Genomic DNA, 17,500 nt, shown 5'->3' on the forward strand with positions numbered 1-17,500 from the left:
CTTATCCTTTGTCCCGATTACCGGCTTTACGCCGGTCAGGGGACGAGGCACTACTTTTCCCAAACTATCTGCTTGAAGTAAAAGCTTTAGCTCAAAACCGATACTTTTACCTCATTACCATAAATGCGTACTGCCCTTACTTCACCTTCACCGTAATGGTATTGGTGGTTGTCACCCCTGCAGCGTTAACCAGCTCGGCACGGTACGTATACGTACCAGATGCTTTGCCTTTCACCGCGGTTATAGCAAATTGAGGCAGAGGTGTTGTCGCTTTGAGTGACTGTGTATCGATCAACTCATCATTCTCGTAAAGACGATACTCTGTTGCGTTTGTTCCCCACCACAAGTTCATCATCACTTTGTAATTGCCGTCTACATCCCAGTTATCATGGGAGAGTACTGCTTTGCCAGGCAATGCATCGGTTACTCGTACAGTCAGCGTCTGACTGCGCGTCACGCCTTTGTCATTGGCCAGCTCGGCAACATACGTGTAGGTACCATTGGTTTTACCTTTAATTTTCGTTTGAGCGAACTGAGCCCAAGGTGCATTGTAAGTCAATTTTTGCGAATCAACCAACACGCCATCCTCATACAGTTTGTAACTCGTCGCATTCTCACCCCACCACATGTTCATGGACACCGTGTAATCGCCCCCTAACAGACCATTCACAAAGCCGTTATTGTGGGACAAACTAGGTGTTCCAGGCGCTTTCGTAGCCGGAGTTTCAGGTTCAGTCTGTGCAGATTCCACTTTAATGGTAGTGCTAGCCGTACCAACAAGACCTTGCTCATCTTTTACCATTGTTTCCACCGTGTACGTTCCACCTTCAACACCTTCCAATGGGAATTGGAAGCTACCGTCCGCCTGAACATTAAACGTGCCTTCTTTCAATGTTGAGCCATCTTCTTTTTTCACCACATAGGATGCTTTAAGCGCTGTCGTCGGATCAAATGTAATGCTCCACCCTTTAGCCAGTGCAGGCGCAACGCGGAAATACAAATCATCCACCGTACCGCCAATAACAATAGCATCCTCCGCTTTGAAGTCCAATGATTGCGGAGCAGTTACTGCTGGAGCTGTCTTTTTAACCAAAAACGGAGGTGTATCTTCTTTGTAGGTCTTGCCATCCGTGCCGATGGTCGTGATATCTACGGTATACAAGCCATCTGCAAGTTCGGTTACTTCTTCCGTTGTGTAATCCGAATACTGACCATCCCAAGCCAGCGTGTATCTGGCATTTGCGTTGAAGTTATAGTAATTACCAAAGATCGAGCCAATGTATCCATCTTGATAGTGACCGCCTTCAGGATCAAGGCCGTTATAAATTTCAATGAGTGCAAACGTCATTGGATTATGGAATTCCATTGCAACGTTCAGTGTATCCAGGGAACCGTCTGCCTTCAACGGATAATAGAACGGATTTTTCGCAGTTCCTTTTACCGTTTCAATATATTTCACACCGCTTGAAGTCACATTAAAGTGAGCCACATACGGCACTGTAAACGTGTTGGTTCCATTTGTAATTTCAATGTAGCCCTGTGCCTCGGTTAGTGCAGTGACACCACGAGGAACCGTAACCGTTACAGCGAGTTCTTCTTCCCCATTCAAAGTGAATGAAGTTTTATCAACGGCAACAGATACCCCAGGCACGGTACGAGTCGGATTGACATTCACCGTGTACTCGCCACCGCTTCCGTTCAAGGCCTGAACCTTGATCGTTTTGGTTACTGTTTTCTCATTCGTACTTAAGAAGTTACCGTAGTTAATGCTTCCTGTGATGTTTTCTTTCTCAACAACCGATCCACTCTCGGTATACTGAGTCACATCCATGACTTTGACAAAAGCGGCAGGATCAATGGATTTCACCGCTTGAATGCGGCCTGCACCTTGATCAAACACGTCATATTTAGCTGTGTCCATGATTTTGGCATTATTCATCAAAGCAACTTTAACATCAAAAGGTGTCCAGTCCGGGTGCTTTTCAAGCAACAGCGCAGCTAGACCCGCTACATGCGGTGCAGCCATACTTGTTCCACTTTTGCGATCGTACGATTGAGCATAATCGGCACCTGGCTCATCTTTACCATAAGCAGGGACGGTGGATAGAATGTTGGAGCCCGGTGCAACAACATCCGGTTTGATATCCAACGTTACTTTTGCAGGCCCGCGGGAACTGGAAGAACTCATCTCATCCCCAGGTGTTTGACTGCGTTCAAAATCACTGAAGCTTACTTCAACAGGTTGCCCCGCATCCAGTTGAGCTTTAATGACTTCACCATCTTCCTTCGACATGCTCAGTGTCGGAATCAGGTCGAAGTTATCACCAAGACTTACGCCAATCGGACCAGGAATATTGTTATACACAATAACTGCCACGGCTCCTGCCGCTTTGGCATTGGCAATTTTCTCAACAAAAGCAAGTTCTCCGCGTTGAATCAACGCGATTTTGCCTGTAAAATCTTCACCTTCAAAGTCAGCTGGTTTACCCAAAGCCGCAAATTTAACATCATATCGACCTGTCAAAACCGCTTCAGGATCAGCCGCAAGACTCCATCCCATCACATCCAGACGATATACAGATTCGGTAACAGATAAGGATGTCACTTCGTCCGCTGTTTCATTGTCAGCATTGGCTACTGGAGCTTCAGCTTGATCAGATTCAGGCTGTGCTGATGCAGCATCTTCAACTCCGTCTTCCGATGTAGTCGCTTCCGCTCCACCTTCTGGCGCGATTACTGGTGTAACGGCAGGTTCCTGCGTTTCAGGTGCATTCCCCAATTCCGGAGTTTCCTCACCTTCTTCACCGATCCAGAAATGTGTATTCGCCGTAATGACCTGACTAGGCCCTGTGGAGTTACCTACGGTAATTGCCATAGCGGAAGCCCCTGGTGAACCCAAGGTATAACGATTAGGCCCGCTGTTACCACTGGATACAACCGCAGTTACACCAGACAGCATCGCGTTGTTCAATGCAACCGAAGTGACATAGCTCGGATCATTACCTTCAGCACCAAGCGACAGGTTGATGACATCCATTCCGTCCGCTACTGAGCGGTCAATTCCGCCGAGTACCCATGACGTCTGTCCACTGCCATAAGGTCCTAAAACACGGTAAGCGTAAATATCCGCTTCAGGAGCAATCCCGACGACCCCATAGTCTCCCGCTTCACGAGCAGCGACCGTACCTGAAACGTGTGTACCATGAGAAGTATAATAAGAGCTTCCTCTTTCATTAAGCTCAGGCTGGCCTGATGCTTTCCATTCCTGATAAGTCGCTTCATATGGGTCATCATCGTTATCTACAAAATCCCATCCACCTTTATAAGCATCGCGCAGATTCGGGTGATTGTAGTCAATACCGGTATCAATAACGCCAACTTTCACACCTTTTCCTTTGTACCCCAGATCCCATACTTCAGGAGCTCCGATAAAAGGGGCTGTATCTTTCATGTGCGGATTCACTTCGCCTGTGTCAGGCGCAAGCGTCACTTCATAGTCAGGATATACACTGACTACACCTGGTATTTGAAGCAATTGTCCCAATTGGTTCCCTTTTATTTCAAGGGCTACACCATTAAGAGCATATGCATAATTGTCCAGCACTTCGTGTTTGATTTTTTTCTGAGTGAGGCTATGTACAAATGACTGTTGTTGGTTTTCAACTTGAGTCACAGCCTTTGTTTCCATAGAGGAGGTAAATGATCTTCCTGAGAGGGTTGATTCGCCTTGAGCTACAGCAACAGGTTTGTTAGAAAGCTCAACAATGACTCGTGTGTTCTCTCCGCCGAGACCATTCAGGCTTTTATCCAAAACTGGATCGGCAGCAATTCGAGCTTCCCTATTGGCAAGCACTTCTCTCATTTGCTTTGCTTTGGTGCTGTTTAATGTGTTATCCAGTTGAATTGCGGAGTCTGCAGAAGCAGCTCCAGCTGCAGGCAGGATAAGGGAAAAAACCATAAGGACACTCATTAACATAGATATCAATCGTTTATTCAAGGCTATGCCCTCCTTCTTCGTGTAGATGCCTCACCAATGGGATCTTGCTGCCAGAAGCACTGCAATACTTTCGACCAAGTTCACCGCCAATCTGCAAGATGTTTGACCCCTGGTAAATTATTCTACCAAAATATCACAAATTCCTTCTAATTACTTACATTTTGATATAGAAATTACTTATATGGGTCTTTAGTAGGGTGAATATTCGCATTTGTATATTTTTGTCGTTTGGATATTTAAATTTTAAATTTCCAATATGAAAACAGGAAAAAACCACGCTTTTCTGAACGAAAGAAAGGCATGGTTTTCTATGATTTCCATTGCGGATTTTCAGTTTTGATTGGTTTTATACGATTTTCACCGATGTAAGAATGGGAGAGAATCGTTACCAGTTGAGTGATATAAATTCATATAACATTAAATTTAAGCGATTCAATGTTTAAACTTCGGGTTTGAATGCCTCAATACGAATACGTTTGTAATCGGCATAGATCGCATCGTTTTTCCACAGCTTAGGAATCACGATCTCGCTAATTTCCTGACACCATTCCTTCACCTGCTCAGAACTGAAACCCTCAAAATAGTCATCTCCAAAATGAGCCAACCAGCCTATGATTCCATCTTCCCCATCTGCTAGTTTGGTAGGACGGTCATAGTGATAGGCCTGACGAACCACAAAGCCTCCGTCTTCCAAAAGAGTGCTGTATTGTGCAATCGTCGGAAAATACCATGGATTACGTTCGGAAGTCTTGATCCCTGTATGCCGTTCCAGCACTTCCTCCAGTGCGTTAACGATGATCTGCACATTCCCTTTACCGCCAAATTCAGCCACAAATCGTCCTCCAGGCTTCAGTGCATGCCACACACCGTCTACGACATTTCGAGGCTTTCGCATCCAGTGCAACGCAGCGTTAGAAAAGACCGCATCGTACTGTCGCTCTGTTTCGAACTGCTGACCATCCGCTTCCCAGAACTCCAATTCCGGAAACTTTTTTTTCGCTTGAGCAATCATGTCTGAGGAAGCATCTATGCCAGTCACTGCTACCCCGTATTGGGAAATCTCATGCGTTAAATCACCGGTTCCACAGCCAAGGTCAAGGATAGATTCTCCTTCTGTCGGACGAAGCCAGGGTATGAGACTTTTTCCATACTCCGATACAAAAGCCAGTTGATTGTCATACTCTTGCGCCTGCCACTGATTAATTGATTTCATCTGCTCCACCGTCGCTTTCACTGTTGATATCCTCATTGTGGCACAGATTTTCTTATTGATAAAATATATATATTCTATTTCACTTATAGGAAAAACCAATTAAACAACAATATTGTAAGCAGAACCAATGCTTAGCTCGATGAAGGAAAAAGATGAAGGAGAAATATGCACATCACATGAATCCTATCGATGTGGATGTTCCGACGAATCGCCCGAGGTTCTCATCCCTAGAACGCAAAAAGCTTCCCGAAGGAAGCTTTTCTACTGACGTCCCAGGAGGGATTCGAACCCCCGACCGACGGCTTAGAAGGCCGTTGCTCTATCCTGCTGAGCTACTGAGACAAATATGTACAATAAAATTCGGCACGATCTCTATTATACTCCGATTTCTATTTTTAGCAATAGTTTTATTAAAAATTAATAATGCATCCCAATAACAACCAGTATCGTATGAGTATGTATACTTAGACAAAAAGCCGAATAAGCTAATCTTTTTGAGGTAATATTGAAGTAATAACGAGAACTATTAATAGTACCCGTACCAAGTGTATACTTATTCAGCGCCCTTCCATCTGGGTAATCTGTTGCATACATACATTATGAAATTCTATTGAAGGAGAGAATATTTATGAGACAACTTTTATCATCACTATCCTATTTCAGCATTTTTTTTGCCCCGTTTCTGTTTCCCATTATTGTATGGATTGTGGCGAGAGATGAATACATTGCAGGACATGCGAAGCGAGCACTTTTCTCCCATGTCTTCCCTTTCCTTGCGGCGATCCCGCTACTGTATTTCTTCATAACAGCCCACAGCTTAGCATCAGCGATCGGGTTTGTCGTTCTGTTCTTTGTCATATACGGCTTGAGTTTTGTATACAATGTGGTAAAAGGAATTCAAGTTCTACGTGAATATTACTGATAATACTGAATGTTACTAATACTAGCGCATCGATATCAAAATATACCCTATCACAAACAACCCGCTATGATGTTACGGCGGGTTGTTTGTCTATCAACACTACTCTTTATTCTGCATACGTTACGCTACGTTGTTTTCTGTTACTCGAAACTTCCTCTACTTCACATCCCATTTCTTCACTACCCTAACACTTATCACTTGTACAATTGTGCTATCTGATTACCCCTGACCAATCAGGTACCGTTGCAGCGTAGGGCCAAGCAATCCAAAAGCAAACAAATTACTTTGAAATTGAGTTTTATCCTCTTCTGCCGTAATGCCCTCGCTATTTTCAAATGCTGTTTCCGTCGCATCTTCAAAGGCGGTATGCATGTTGTTGTTATACCAGTCAATGGCTCCATCCGAGTGATTCCGCACAATACGTACCACTTGCAGTTCATTGGCGGGCTGAGTACTAGCTACATATACAAGTAATGATGGATCTCCCGCATTGCCAGGCTGTACTTCAACCTCTGCACAAGATAACCCGTCCACTTCCGTTAATCTGCGTATTTTAGCGTCCTGAATGGCATACATCGTCATCTTCTCCTTTTGTTCTGATCATTTGCAATTGTATTAATTGCTTCGTTTTCATCATGTTGCTCACTCTGTTCATGTCGTTTGTTCAATCTGGTGCTTGGTCTCTGGCGTTCCCAACCGGTAAATTTCCCGGTATACCTGTTGCAAAACAGTTTCATAAGCACGATTCACATCATGTTCTGGCGTGTCCGGCCAAGGAAATACTATTCCTGGAAAAGCTTCTTCTTCCTTTTCCTGCATAAGATATAGCAATCCCAGTAAATGTTCGGCTTCCTGCGGCGTTGCCTGAATCACCCATTCATATGACGTTACAGACGAATCCGGTATGACAGAGCGGCCCATGACGGACACATAATAGTTGGTCCTGTCCATTGCATGCACTCCCCTTCACAGGCGCTTAAAGCTGTTATCCCTACATGTAGTTTCGGAAGAGGACAGACATTTTATGCCTGCATTCGGCATATATTTGTTACGACCTCTGACGAAAAAGACAACATTTGCTAACTGCTTTCGATTTTTGGAAGCATACGGATGAATGACTCGATCAAGAAAGGATGAACAAACCATGTGCGGTATAACCGGCTTCGTACAGTGGAATCGGGATTTGACACAGGAATCGGAGTTGCTCGTTCGGATGACGAATAGCTTAACGAACCGTGGCCCCGACGCTTCGGGTACATGGATTTCCAATCCCTGTGCTTTTGGACATCGCCGCCTCAGCGTAATGGACCCGGAGAACGGGGCACAGCCCATGCATGCGTTACAAGGAGACACCTCCTATACCGTTGTGTATAACGGAGAACTATACAATGCACCCGAATTAAAAAAGGAGTTGCTTCAGCGTGGGCACCATTTCCGTACCCAATGTGACACAGAAGTTCTGCTCGCCTCGTATATCGAATGGGGACCGGTATGTGTTGAAAAGTTTAACGGTATCTTTGCTTTTGCAATATGGGACGGCGGAAGAGAACAGGTCTTCTTAGCCCGTGACCGGCTGGGCGTCAAACCTCTGTTTTACAGTAATGCAAAAGATACACTTGTATTTGGTTCAGAACCCAAAGCGTTGCTCCTTCATCCGGATGTGGAAGCTGCAGTAGGACCCGAAGGACTCGCCGAAGTATTTATTGTAGGACCTGCACGAACACCAGGACATGGTGTATACTCTTCACTTCATGAACTGAAGCCCGCTCACGCCATGATATACAGCCGGAATGGGATCAAGACCTATGCCTATTGGAAGTTAGAATCCGTGCAACACGAACATAATCTGGAAGAGACTGCAGTTGAAGTACGCCGTCTGTTGCAGGATACGCTAGAACGCCAGTTAGCTTCCGATGTTCCTGTATGTTCTCTTTTATCCGGCGGCCTTGACTCAAGTGCTTTATCAGCTTTGGCTGTCGATTATTATAACCGAACAGGGCAAGGTCAAGTGAGTACGTATTCGGTTGATTATGTGGATAATGCGAAACACTTTCAGGCCCATTCCTTTCAGCCCGGGGCAGATGGCCCATGGATTCAGCGGATGGTGGATGAGCTCAAAACCGATCATCACTGGATCGAGATTGAAAATGGTGAACTCGTTCATGCACTGACTCAAGCTATGCTGGTAAGAGATTTGCCGGGTATGGCAGATGTCGATTCATCCTTGTATCTATTCTGTAAAGAGATCAAAAAAGGAGCAACTGTCGCCATCTCCGGCGAAGCTGCTGACGAGGTATTCGGCGGATACCCGTGGTTCCACCGAGATGAAATGCTGAATTCAGGTACATTCCCTTGGTCCGTTGCACCCGACATGCGAGCAGGGCTGTTATCCCCAGACATTCGGGAGTGGATCAGACCGCTCGACTACCTTGCAGACCGATACTCGGATGCCGTAGCAGAGGTTCCGCTACTAGAAGGAGAAACGGGGAAAACAGCTCAGATGCGTGTTATGTCTTACTTGAATATTACCCGCTTCATGCCTACCCTGCTGGATCGCAAAGACCGGATGAGTATGGGTGCTGGTCTGGAAGTCCGCGTTCCTTATTGCGATCATCGGCTGATCCAATACGTGTTTAACATTCCCTGGGAAATGAAAATTACCGGCGGAAGAGAGAAAGGAATTTTACGAAAAGCGCTTGAAGGTGTCCTGCCTGACGATGTGCTGTATCGTAAGAAGAGCCCCTATCCCAAAACACATAATCCTCAGTATCTTGCAGCAGTCAAGCAGCAGGTCCTTGAAATACTGGATGATCCAACATCACCAATACTGCCTCTTATCGACAAAGTACAGATTCGAAATCTCGCCTCTTCACCAGATGCTTCATCCAATCTGCCGTGGTTTGGACAATTAATGTCAGGGCCCCAGTTGTTCGCTTATCTGACTCAAATCAATAGCTGGCTGAAAACATATAACGTTGCGATCCGATAATTCAATTCGCCCTCTTTCACGTACAACTTTAAGCACTGCAATTCCCTGTAAGCTATCCTGATAATTAGAGCGTTCATCCACAAAACCACAATAAAAAATGCCCCGTACCATTAACATGGTGCAGGGGCATTTCTCATATTTACCTTTTCTTAAATTAAGAAACTTTAAAACGAGCAACAGACTGCTGTAACATCTCCGCCATAGATGAAAGATCATTCGCAGCCGATGCAATCTCTTGCATTGCAGACAATTGTTCTTCGGTTGTTGCACTTACTTCTTCTGTGCCCGCTGCGCCGTTCTCCGTTACGTCCATGATTGATTTCATAGACGCATTAATCTGCTCTACACCAGCATTCATCTGTTCAATGGAAGCAGACACCTCCTGCGCTTGTCCCGCAACACCACTAACTGAAGTTCGAATGTGGTCAAAAGTAGATCCTGCCTGGTTCACTAATTGAATTCCCTCTTGCACCTCAGAAGATACCACACTCATCGAATGCGCAGCATTTCTCATGCCTGTCTCAATGGAAGAAACAAGTCCGACAATCTCTCCTGCAGACTGTGCAGATTGCTCTGACAATTTTCGAACCTCGGTAGCCACGACCTGGAATCCTCTTCCGTGCTCTCCAGCTCTCGCAGCTTCAATGGCTGCGTTAAGAGATAACAGATTCGTCTGGGCAGATATTTCCGAGATCGCGTCTACCATTTTCACAATATCTGTCGAGTGCTTACTGAGTTCTTCAATAACTCCTGCAAGGCTCGAAACTGTATTCTGAATGGAATTCATCTGACCAACCGCTGTGCGAATGGATTCACTACCCGATATCGTTTGGGCAGAAGCTTCAGCAGCCTGCTCGGAAACAACAGTTGTATTTTCAGCCACTTGCCGGAAACCGGTAGCCAGTTCATTCATCGTCTGGAATCCTTCACTGACCATACGAACCTGGGCATCCATCCCTGTTGCGATCTCACCCATCGTAGTGGCTACTTGTTCATTAGCTATAGCCGTCTGTTCGGTACTTGCCGTTAATTCTTCCGACGAAGCTGCTACACGTTCTGCACCATCATTCACTTGATGAATCAGAGAACGCAAATTGACGGACATCACATTAAATGCTTCAGCCATCTCCCCGATCTCGTCTTTGTTACGAACCTTCAATGTTGCCCCTGTTAAGTCACCTTCCGCAATACGGCTAGCGGCTTGTGCAACAGCCTGCACCGGTTTGGAGATCATTCGGCCGATGATAATTGCGATTGCTAAGCCAATAAGAATAGAAACGACACCTAGGATAATGATCAATCGAAGAACCGTAGCTGTCTGGACATTGGCCGCGGCGATTCCTTCATCCATTGCTTTTTGCTGATGATTTTCCATCGACTCGACAATGTTTTCAAATTCAGTTATAAGCGGCGGGACGGTATTCTCCATTAACCCGGATATTTCCTCCACATTCCCTTGCTTAGTCAAAGACATTATATTTTTGGCAATGTCATAATATTTGATCATCAATTCGCTCGAGTCTGCCAGATATTGTTTCATATTGGAACTCGTAACTGTCGCTTTTAGATCTTCGCTCAATTTTATGTAATCTTCATACGCTTGCTGAAATGCGTCCTCATTCCCCTGGTCAGGTTTCATGATGTAATTTCTCAAAGCCACTTGTTGTGATTTCAGGTCAATCGTCATATTTTTAATTTTAAGCAATTTGCTTGTTCTATCATTAATTAAATCGGTGAATGTTTTCTCCAAACTCACAAATTGAAAGTATGAAATAGCTGTAACCGCTATCAACAACAATAGAACGGATGAAAAACCGATAAGTAACTTTTGACTGATGGATATCCTTTTCACGTTGAGTTCCTCCCGAATTTCAATACAAGTATGTAAGATGATATATTTTTTTCATATTCACCCCCTAAACTAGACTAAAGACCTACAATATGATATAAAACAATATAATAATTATATATATCATTTAATAAACGGGTCTTTATTCCTAATTAATACTAACCCAAAACCACCAAAACTTGAATCAGAAATTATTTTGAATTTGCAATAAAATAAGTCAAGACCTATTTATCAAGGGTTTTCGAATTATTTCTTTATTACAGAAAATAAAAAAAAACACCTTCCAGTACACTTGCAAACAAACCTTAAGGTTTGAGGCAAGCACTACTGTAAGATGAATTTATTGATGAATAAAGGTCGGATTCCGTTCCAGTAGCCCTGTGCCAAATGTTTCTCTGAACGGGGAATCCTGCATATGAATATAACCGATGTAACAGCCGCATTTTTTCATGCCACAAGGACGATCTTTAGCCAAAGCCTGCAAGCCATCACGATAGAGGTGACCGATGATCCGTCGATCCTTATAACATCTTTTTACATGACCCGAGCCTTGAACATAAAACACATCCGTGCCTGCAGCACAGCGCTTGCCCAAACTATCATAGTCCTGCAGATTCCCCTCAAAGAAAGGGTCAATGTCCTTGAGAAACTTGATTTCGTCCGGGGTGTAGTAGTTCGGCCGATCTTTGAACGCATTGATCCACATATATACATCGTCAGGTAGGGCATTCCTCATGGATTCTATGGCTGGAAATGCACTGCGTAGTCCAACCGTGCCGACGCTGAAAGACAGCCCCATCTGCCGTAATGTCATACATTGGTTCACAAAGGAAGTCTCTTTGGTCTCGCGAGGGTGATACGTTGCCCAGAAGGCCGCTTTGTCTACATGCAACTCACTTGCCCAATCCAGTTTCACAGAAAGGTTCGTCTGAATCGCTACCTTATCCACATGAGTCATATGTGACAATTCAACCATCGCTTCCCGATACCAGCGCCGCACCAAAGCTTCTCCGTAGGGGTTAAAGAATATCGAAAATCGATGCCCATGAATCTCCTGTTCTCTGACCCAGTTTACAAATTGGCGTAGCTGCTGTTCGTCCACATTTAACGTTTCTTTGGAATCCACTGTTTTGCTGAACGGACAATAGGGACAGTCATAGTTACAAGAGGATAACTTCCCCCGGTAATATAAGGTCGCTCTCATGAGAAAACAAATCCTTCCATCTGCTCCCGAATATCCGCAGAAATAAGCCAGTCTCCAATGGCATCGGAATATCCAAGTCCATTCTCTGTCAAACGCAGTACTCGCTCATTTTCTTCGACATCGAAGCATGCCATCTCTTCGACCAACAATTCGTTCAACCAAGGGTAGTCAGACATCACATCTGTTCCGAACCTCTCCTGGTAAGCGGACAACATGAGTCCTTCCCGATGTAGCAGCGCTTTTAATATAAATCGGCGTTTCTGCTCTTCGCGGCTTAACACAATGCCATAATCAGCCACATCGTAACGCTCGGTGCCTACATAATCAGCAATAATGCTTTGTGTTGCCTTATAGGTCACACCGTATTTAGATGCATAATGGACCTCGCTCGTATAGGAACGGGCACCACATCCCAGACCGACCATGCCCTCTTCCTGACAACTGTACGGTAAAAGTGCTTTGGCAGAAGACTGCTCCTTGGCAAATCTGCGCATCGAATATTGGGTGTACCCTTTGCTTTTTAAAAGTTCACGTGCAGCTTGGTAAAGTTGCATTCGTATATCGGGTCCTTGACGCTGAATATCCTCTGGCTTTACGATCGTGTTTTCCCGTGTATATAGAGGATAAATAAATACTTCACCCGGATCATAAGCCAGGACACGTTCAAGGGAATAGATCCAGGTCGCCTCGGTTTGCCCCGGTAAACCGTAGATCAGATCCAGATTCAATAACGGAAAATCATAACGAATCAGCTTCTCCAGCGCGCGTTCTACCTCTTGAGGTTTTTGCGGACGATAGATGGCGGAAGCCTCTGCTTCAATAAAACTCTGAATCCCCATACTCACCCGATCCACGCGCCGTTCCTTCAAGATGCTTAATTTTCCATCCGTAACAGTATCCGGGGATGTCTCCACCGATATCGAAGCTTGCGACGTATCTAGTCCCATTGTATGTTCAGCAATGTCGAACAGACGGCTTAACTGTGTCTCATTTAACAATGTGGGTGTTCCCCCACCAATTGCAAACCTCGAATACGGTCTACGCGAAGTCACTGGCGCCCACTGCTTTGCTTGACGTTCAAGTGCGTCCACATACTGTTCATGGCTGTCCTGCCGCTTGTCCGGCAGTGTGAACAGATTGCAAAACCCACAACGAGCAGCACAAAAAGGGATGTGCATGTATAAAAAGTAAGTCTCCGTGTCTTCCTTCTCCCACAGAGATTGCAGCGGAATGGGCGGATTCAGTTCACGATATGCTGTCTTATGCGGGTAAGAGTACAGATAGGAACGATAAGGAAATGTCAGCACATCACGAAGACTTGCTGCTGGATCGGAGCCAGACTGTGTGGCACCTGCTGTAGTTCGCTCTGCATACTCACTCATCGGGCTTCCCTCCTTATAAAATAAATTCACGGTACGGCACCGTCCAAACTACATCATGCGCCAGTCGGTGTCCGTGATACCCCTCTTCACCATAGGCGGTACCATGGTCAGAAAAAGCAAGGCAGAACGTTGGCCGTTCGCGCGCTCTCATCGCTTCAAACAAAGGTCCTAACGCCTTGTCCACATATCGCAATGCGGCTCGCTGCGTATCTACCGAGTCCTCCCGGGCTCCCTCAACGAAGTATCGGTTGGGGCCGTGAATGGCAGAAACGTTCATGAAAAGAAAAAGCTTCTCGTCTGGCCCAGTCTGATCAAGTAACTTTAAGGCATGGTTGACTTGATTCTCTGTTGACCTTGGATTGGTAACCCCAAAATTCATGCGCCAATAACTTTGCTGAAAATAACCAGGCAACACTTTGGCGAGAGGATTCTTTTTCGTAAAAAATATGACGCCACCGATACAGATCGTTCGATACCCTTCAGCGGCAAAGCCGGACACGATATCCGGTGTATCAAACAACCAAGTATGAGGATGGGTTTGAAGTCCGGTATTTCGAGAATGGAACAACCGGATATGCGATGCTTTGTCTGTATTTGCAGGTGTGGGCATAAAACCGCCAAAAAAAGCATGGTGAGCAGCATACGTAAAGCTCCCCGGGGTATGCCGTTTCTCCCACGAACCGGAGCCACACAGATTGAGGCAATGCTGTTCTTCCAGCTTGGCAACATCATATCGTAGCGTATCCAGTGTAATCATCAATATATCATGGGAGCCTACAATGGTGTTCATATCAGGCATGTCTAACAGGCTCCTTTCGCAAAAGCTTCATCTCCCATTCATATGGGGTCAACTCTTGATGTCTGACTCGGTATAACAAGTCTCCGAACGGGTTCACGTCCAGCACGTACGCTCGTGATTCCATGCCACTGGTAAGCATCACATCAATGCCTGCCGACCATGAATTGGGAAAAGCCAGCATCGTATCCAGAGCCGCCTTCTGAATCATGGCAAGATGCGACTCGTTCAGACCAGCTTCTGCTGGCAGCATCCGCTCATTCCGTAGATGGAGATTCGTAATCGGTGTGTGACTAAGACGCATGACTGCATGACCGGCCTGTCCTGCCATCACAAGTTGGCGAATGTCATAAACACGTTGATCCAGCATAGCTTTGGGCATCCACCGTTCTATCTGAGCTCCTTCAGCACAAAGCCAGTCCAGCAGCGTACGAATTTCTTCAGGATGTGTATACTTTTGCAGTTTACCTTCATTGTAAAAGAGCGTTTGACCCTGGCTGGTCTCCATACCTACGGTTGTCACAGCAATCTCTGCACCTGTTCGCGGATTCACTTGATATGCAACTACTCCAGAAGCAGCCGAGCCACAGGCTAGCTTAATAAAAACGCGATGCATCCGTGATGCATCCATCGCTGCTCGCAACTGTTCCCAGCACTGAATTGGCTCGGAAGAAGGTAATATCGGTGGCACCGAAATTCCTTGACGCATGAGGTGAAGCTGGCATTCTCTTTTATCAAACATCATGCCAATCTCATCAGGATCATTCCAGAATTGCACACCAGGCCATACTTCACGCGCTTCTTGGGCGATTCGGTCAAGACAAACCTTCCAGCCTCTGAACCATTGGGCAGGCGCGTAAATTCTGCCCCATTGTTGCTCTAATGTGAGCGCTGCTTCGGCAGAGAAAGATTCACCTGGTGACCGTTTCACCGAAGATATCGCTTCATTTGGCGAGCTAAACTTCCAGCCCTCAAAACTCGGCGATGGAGTGCTCAATACTGTACCGTCAAAGCCTTCGTAGTCGGTTGCCCCGAGATGTAACAGCCCGCGTTCTACCTCCCAATCTTCCCCGGGAGCATCCAGTCGAATCAGCGGACTAGGTGAGATGAATTCCACAAGTTCGGCAAGACCGCCTCCCCGTCTCCAGGTTCGAAGAAGATTCTCATAAGACAACACCGTCGCAGGTTTCATCCCCATTTGTCTTCTGGCTTCTTGTATCCCTGCCGTTCGTCGATTATCTGGATTGCTAATTAATAACAGATCTTTTTCATGCCACATCATTTATTCTGTCAGCATCGGGAAACGCCAGTCATCCTCATCACTTTCCTGTTGGTCACTGACATCTACCGACATGCCTGATTGCTTAAAGCGCTCCATCATTTCGTCCGTCATGAAGTGATAGCTTAGGTTCAAATGTTTTAATTGTTTGATTTGTTCGCTGGCAAGCAGTGCCTCTGCACCTTCATCGGATAATGTGCCTTCGGAGAAATCAAGTATCTGAATCTGTTCCAAGATCGATGCATCTGCAGTAGCCTTGGCAATCTCATCCTGTATTTCGCTGTCCTTCAAACCAAGGTACTCCAGTTTAGGGAAACGTCCTTTTTCAAGCAATGGCAGTACGTCCTCTAATGAACCGTCAAATCCGTAGTCTTCCACACCCAAATACAGTTCAAGCTTGCGCAATTCGGGAAGTTCAGCGGAGGCAATGGAATGTAACACTTTTTTCGGAAGACCACCACAGATAATCACTAACTCTTCCAGCTTGCTGTGCTGAAGAGGCTCAAGTTCAAGTCCGCTACTGCCTTTGATCACAAACGAGGTCAAATTCGGAAAAGCTTGCAGAATTGGCGCAAGATTCGTCTGAACAATCCAGGAAACTTCGCACTCTTCGGACTCCATATCTCCGATAAACAATTGTTTTAGAGCCGGAAAACTTGGTGCAAGCTGAATTAACGTATCTTTGAATTCCTGAGGAGAATTTTCATAAGCTTGTCCCCAATCTCCAATGATCAGACTTTCCAGCGTAGCCGCTTCCGGTTTTGCTGCCAAATCTTGAAGAAGTGTCTCCATTCGAATACCTTCTTCATAGTCATCGTAATTTACAACCAGCTTCACTTCTTGCATGCCAAATCCCTCCCGTATAAGGTGTATCATCTTTCACTAATCTGAATGTTAACCCATACCCGGCATGACTTGCAACTTCTTCCAACCCCAGTCCCAATGCCATTCCCAATCGTGCAAACCACCTCCTGTTCGGTATAGGAAAAAGAACATACGTTCCCCATATCTAAATTCCTTAATCAGTCATGATATCTAGGTACATGGAAGGACCACACTTTGATTAGCTTAACAACGCATATCAAAAAGACGTTAACAGAGTAACAACCTTATCCTATCCCATAGGAATGAAAGTTGTTTCCATTAACGCCTTGATGAATTCAATGCTCCACTTGCTTGCTTCATGCAATCAAGAAAGTCAATCGATTCAGCGCACTAGCGAAGCATGTAGCCTACCTCTTCTTTTATGCTTGCAAGCGGGAAACCAGTGCTCGCAGTGCATGACCCCGATGACTGATCGCTTGTTTTTGTTCCAACGTAAGTTCTGCCATCGTTTTCTCATACTCCGGCACATAGAAGAGGGGATCATATCCGAAGCCACCCTCGCCTGCAGCATCAGCTGTAATCCAGCCATCAGCCGAACCCTCAGCTTCATACTTATCTCCACTTGCTGGATCGTAAAGCACCAGTGCGCACACAAATTGAGCAGGACTTAACAACGGTTGCTGGGAATCCTCACCTGATTTTAACGCAGCAAGAGCATCCAGTAGCTTGGCATTGTTCTGGGCGTCAGTCGCACCTTCACCAGCATATCTTGCGGAATAAACACCCGGTTCTCCGTTCAGCAAATCTACACAAAGTCCTGAATCGTCTGCCAGAACAGGAAGCCCGAGCGCATCACCAACGGCCTTTGCTTTTTTCCACGCATTCTCGGCAAAGGTAACACCATCTTCCACGACATCCGGCAGCTCCGGATAGTCAAACATGCTTTTGACCTCTTTGCCCAGCGGAGCAAAAGCATGCGCGAATTCACGCACTTTTCCTGCATTGCGGGTGGCAACAATGATAACCGGGCTGTCCAGACTCATC

General features: G+C 45.7%; 13 protein-coding genes and 1 tRNA gene. 2 read left to right on the top strand and 12 right to left on the bottom strand.

The features are described from left to right. Positions 1–136 precede the first annotated feature (136 nt). The 3 genes from MHI38_RS10110 to MHI38_RS10120 all read right to left on the bottom strand — a co-directional run bounded on the left by MHI38_RS10110 (position 137) and on the right by MHI38_RS10120 (position 5,552). A complete protein-coding gene (locus MHI38_RS10110) occupies positions 137–3,997 on the bottom strand; it encodes a S8 family serine peptidase (protein ID WP_341181225.1) in 3,861 nt (1,286 codons plus the stop codon). Positions 3,998–4,436: 439 nt separating this feature from the next. Beyond that, positions 4,437–5,231, bottom strand: coding sequence for a class I SAM-dependent methyltransferase (locus MHI38_RS10115; RefSeq protein ID WP_341181226.1), 795 nt, complete (start codon positions 5,229–5,231; stop codon positions 4,437–4,439). Between the two features lie 247 nt (positions 5,232–5,478). Next, positions 5,479–5,552, bottom strand: a tRNA-Arg gene (locus MHI38_RS10120). A gap of 286 nt (positions 5,553–5,838) precedes the next feature. Here MHI38_RS10120 and MHI38_RS10125 point away from each other — a divergent pair. Next, a complete protein-coding gene (locus MHI38_RS10125) occupies positions 5,839–6,132 on the top strand; it encodes a DUF4870 domain-containing protein (protein ID WP_145335335.1) in 294 nt (97 codons plus the stop codon). Positions 6,133–6,351: 219 nt separating this feature from the next. On the opposite strand, the gene MHI38_RS10130 is transcribed toward MHI38_RS10125, so the two are convergent. Together MHI38_RS10130 and MHI38_RS10135 are read right to left on the bottom strand one after the other, a co-directional pair. After that, positions 6,352–6,708, bottom strand: a complete 357-nt coding sequence (locus tag MHI38_RS10130; protein WP_253491729.1) for a hypothetical protein — start codon at positions 6,706–6,708, stop codon at positions 6,352–6,354. A gap of 75 nt (positions 6,709–6,783) precedes the next feature. After that, positions 6,784–7,083, bottom strand: a complete 300-nt coding sequence (locus MHI38_RS10135) for a hypothetical protein (RefSeq protein WP_341181227.1) — start codon at positions 7,081–7,083, stop codon at positions 6,784–6,786. A 193-nt stretch (positions 7,084–7,276) separates the two neighbouring features. Here MHI38_RS10135 and asnB point away from each other — a divergent pair, with 193 nt between their 5' ends. Beyond that, positions 7,277–9,121 (top strand): asparagine synthase (glutamine-hydrolyzing), encoded by a 1,845-nt coding sequence (asnB, locus tag MHI38_RS10140; protein ID WP_308723108.1) that lies wholly within the window; start codon positions 7,277–7,279, stop codon positions 9,119–9,121. Positions 9,122–9,275: 154 nt separating this feature from the next. Here the strand turns inward: asnB and MHI38_RS10145 are convergent, their stop codons facing one another. The 7 genes from MHI38_RS10145 to MHI38_RS10175 form a co-directional block, all read right to left on the bottom strand. Next, positions 9,276–10,973 (bottom strand): methyl-accepting chemotaxis protein, encoded by a 1,698-nt coding sequence (locus tag MHI38_RS10145; protein WP_341181228.1) that lies wholly within the window; start codon positions 10,971–10,973, stop codon positions 9,276–9,278. Positions 10,974–11,310: 337 nt separating this feature from the next. Beyond that, complete coding sequence (locus MHI38_RS10150) at positions 11,311–12,174, bottom strand: STM4011 family radical SAM protein (RefSeq protein WP_090919162.1); 864 nt, start codon at positions 12,172–12,174, stop codon at positions 11,311–11,313. After that, complete coding sequence (locus MHI38_RS10155) at positions 12,171–13,556, bottom strand: STM4012 family radical SAM protein (RefSeq protein WP_253491720.1); 1,386 nt, start codon at positions 13,554–13,556, stop codon at positions 12,171–12,173. Before MHI38_RS10155 ends, MHI38_RS10150 begins: the two co-directional genes overlap by 4 nt. Positions 13,557–13,569: 13 nt before the next feature. Beyond that, positions 13,570–14,355, bottom strand: coding sequence for an STM4013/SEN3800 family hydrolase (locus tag MHI38_RS10160; RefSeq protein WP_341181229.1), 786 nt, complete (start codon positions 14,353–14,355; stop codon positions 13,570–13,572). Beyond that, on the bottom strand, positions 14,348–15,634 hold the full coding sequence (locus tag MHI38_RS10165) for an STM4014 family protein (RefSeq protein ID WP_341181230.1): 1,287 nt from the start codon (positions 15,632–15,634) through the stop codon (positions 14,348–14,350). The genes MHI38_RS10160 and MHI38_RS10165 overlap by 8 nt, the downstream gene beginning before the upstream one ends. After that, on the bottom strand, positions 15,635–16,477 hold the full coding sequence (locus tag MHI38_RS10170) for an STM4015 family protein (protein WP_154890982.1): 843 nt from the start codon (positions 16,475–16,477) through the stop codon (positions 15,635–15,637). Positions 16,478–16,875: 398 nt separating this feature from the next. Then, entirely contained in the window at positions 16,876–17,499 is a 624-nt protein-coding gene (locus tag MHI38_RS10175; RefSeq protein ID WP_154890983.1) for an XTP/dITP diphosphatase, read from the bottom strand. Between the last annotated feature and the right edge of the window lies 1 nt (position 17,500).

The organism is Paenibacillus sp. FSL K6-1558 (assembly GCF_038002565.1).
In the GTDB taxonomy this organism is placed as follows: domain Bacteria; phylum Bacillota; class Bacilli; order Paenibacillales; family Paenibacillaceae; genus Paenibacillus; species Paenibacillus polysaccharolyticus.

Coding starts and splice junctions, on each gene's coding strand:
- MHI38_RS10125 (WP_145335335.1), top strand. CDS start 5,839: ATGAGACAACTTTTATCATCACTATCCTATTTCAGCATTTTTTTTGCC.
- MHI38_RS10130 (WP_253491729.1), bottom strand. CDS start 6,708: ATGTATGCCATTCAGGACGCTAAAATACGCAGATTAACGGAAGTGGAC.
- MHI38_RS10135 (WP_341181227.1), bottom strand. CDS start 7,083: ATGGACAGGACCAACTATTATGTGTCCGTCATGGGCCGCTCTGTCATA.
- asnB (WP_308723108.1), top strand. CDS start 7,277: ATGTGCGGTATAACCGGCTTCGTACAGTGGAATCGGGATTTGACACAG.
- MHI38_RS10150 (WP_090919162.1), bottom strand. CDS start 12,174: ATGAGAGCGACCTTATATTACCGGGGGAAGTTATCCTCTTGTAACTAT.
- MHI38_RS10155 (WP_253491720.1), bottom strand. CDS start 13,556: ATGAGTGAGTATGCAGAGCGAACTACAGCAGGTGCCACACAGTCTGGC.
- MHI38_RS10160 (WP_341181229.1), bottom strand. CDS start 14,355: ATGCCTGATATGAACACCATTGTAGGCTCCCATGATATATTGATGATT.
- MHI38_RS10165 (WP_341181230.1), bottom strand. CDS start 15,634: ATGATGTGGCATGAAAAAGATCTGTTATTAATTAGCAATCCAGATAAT.
- MHI38_RS10170 (WP_154890982.1), bottom strand. CDS start 16,477: ATGCAAGAAGTGAAGCTGGTTGTAAATTACGATGACTATGAAGAAGGT.
- MHI38_RS10175 (WP_154890983.1), bottom strand. CDS start 17,499: ATGAGTCTGGACAGCCCGGTTATCATTGTTGCCACCCGCAATGCAGGA.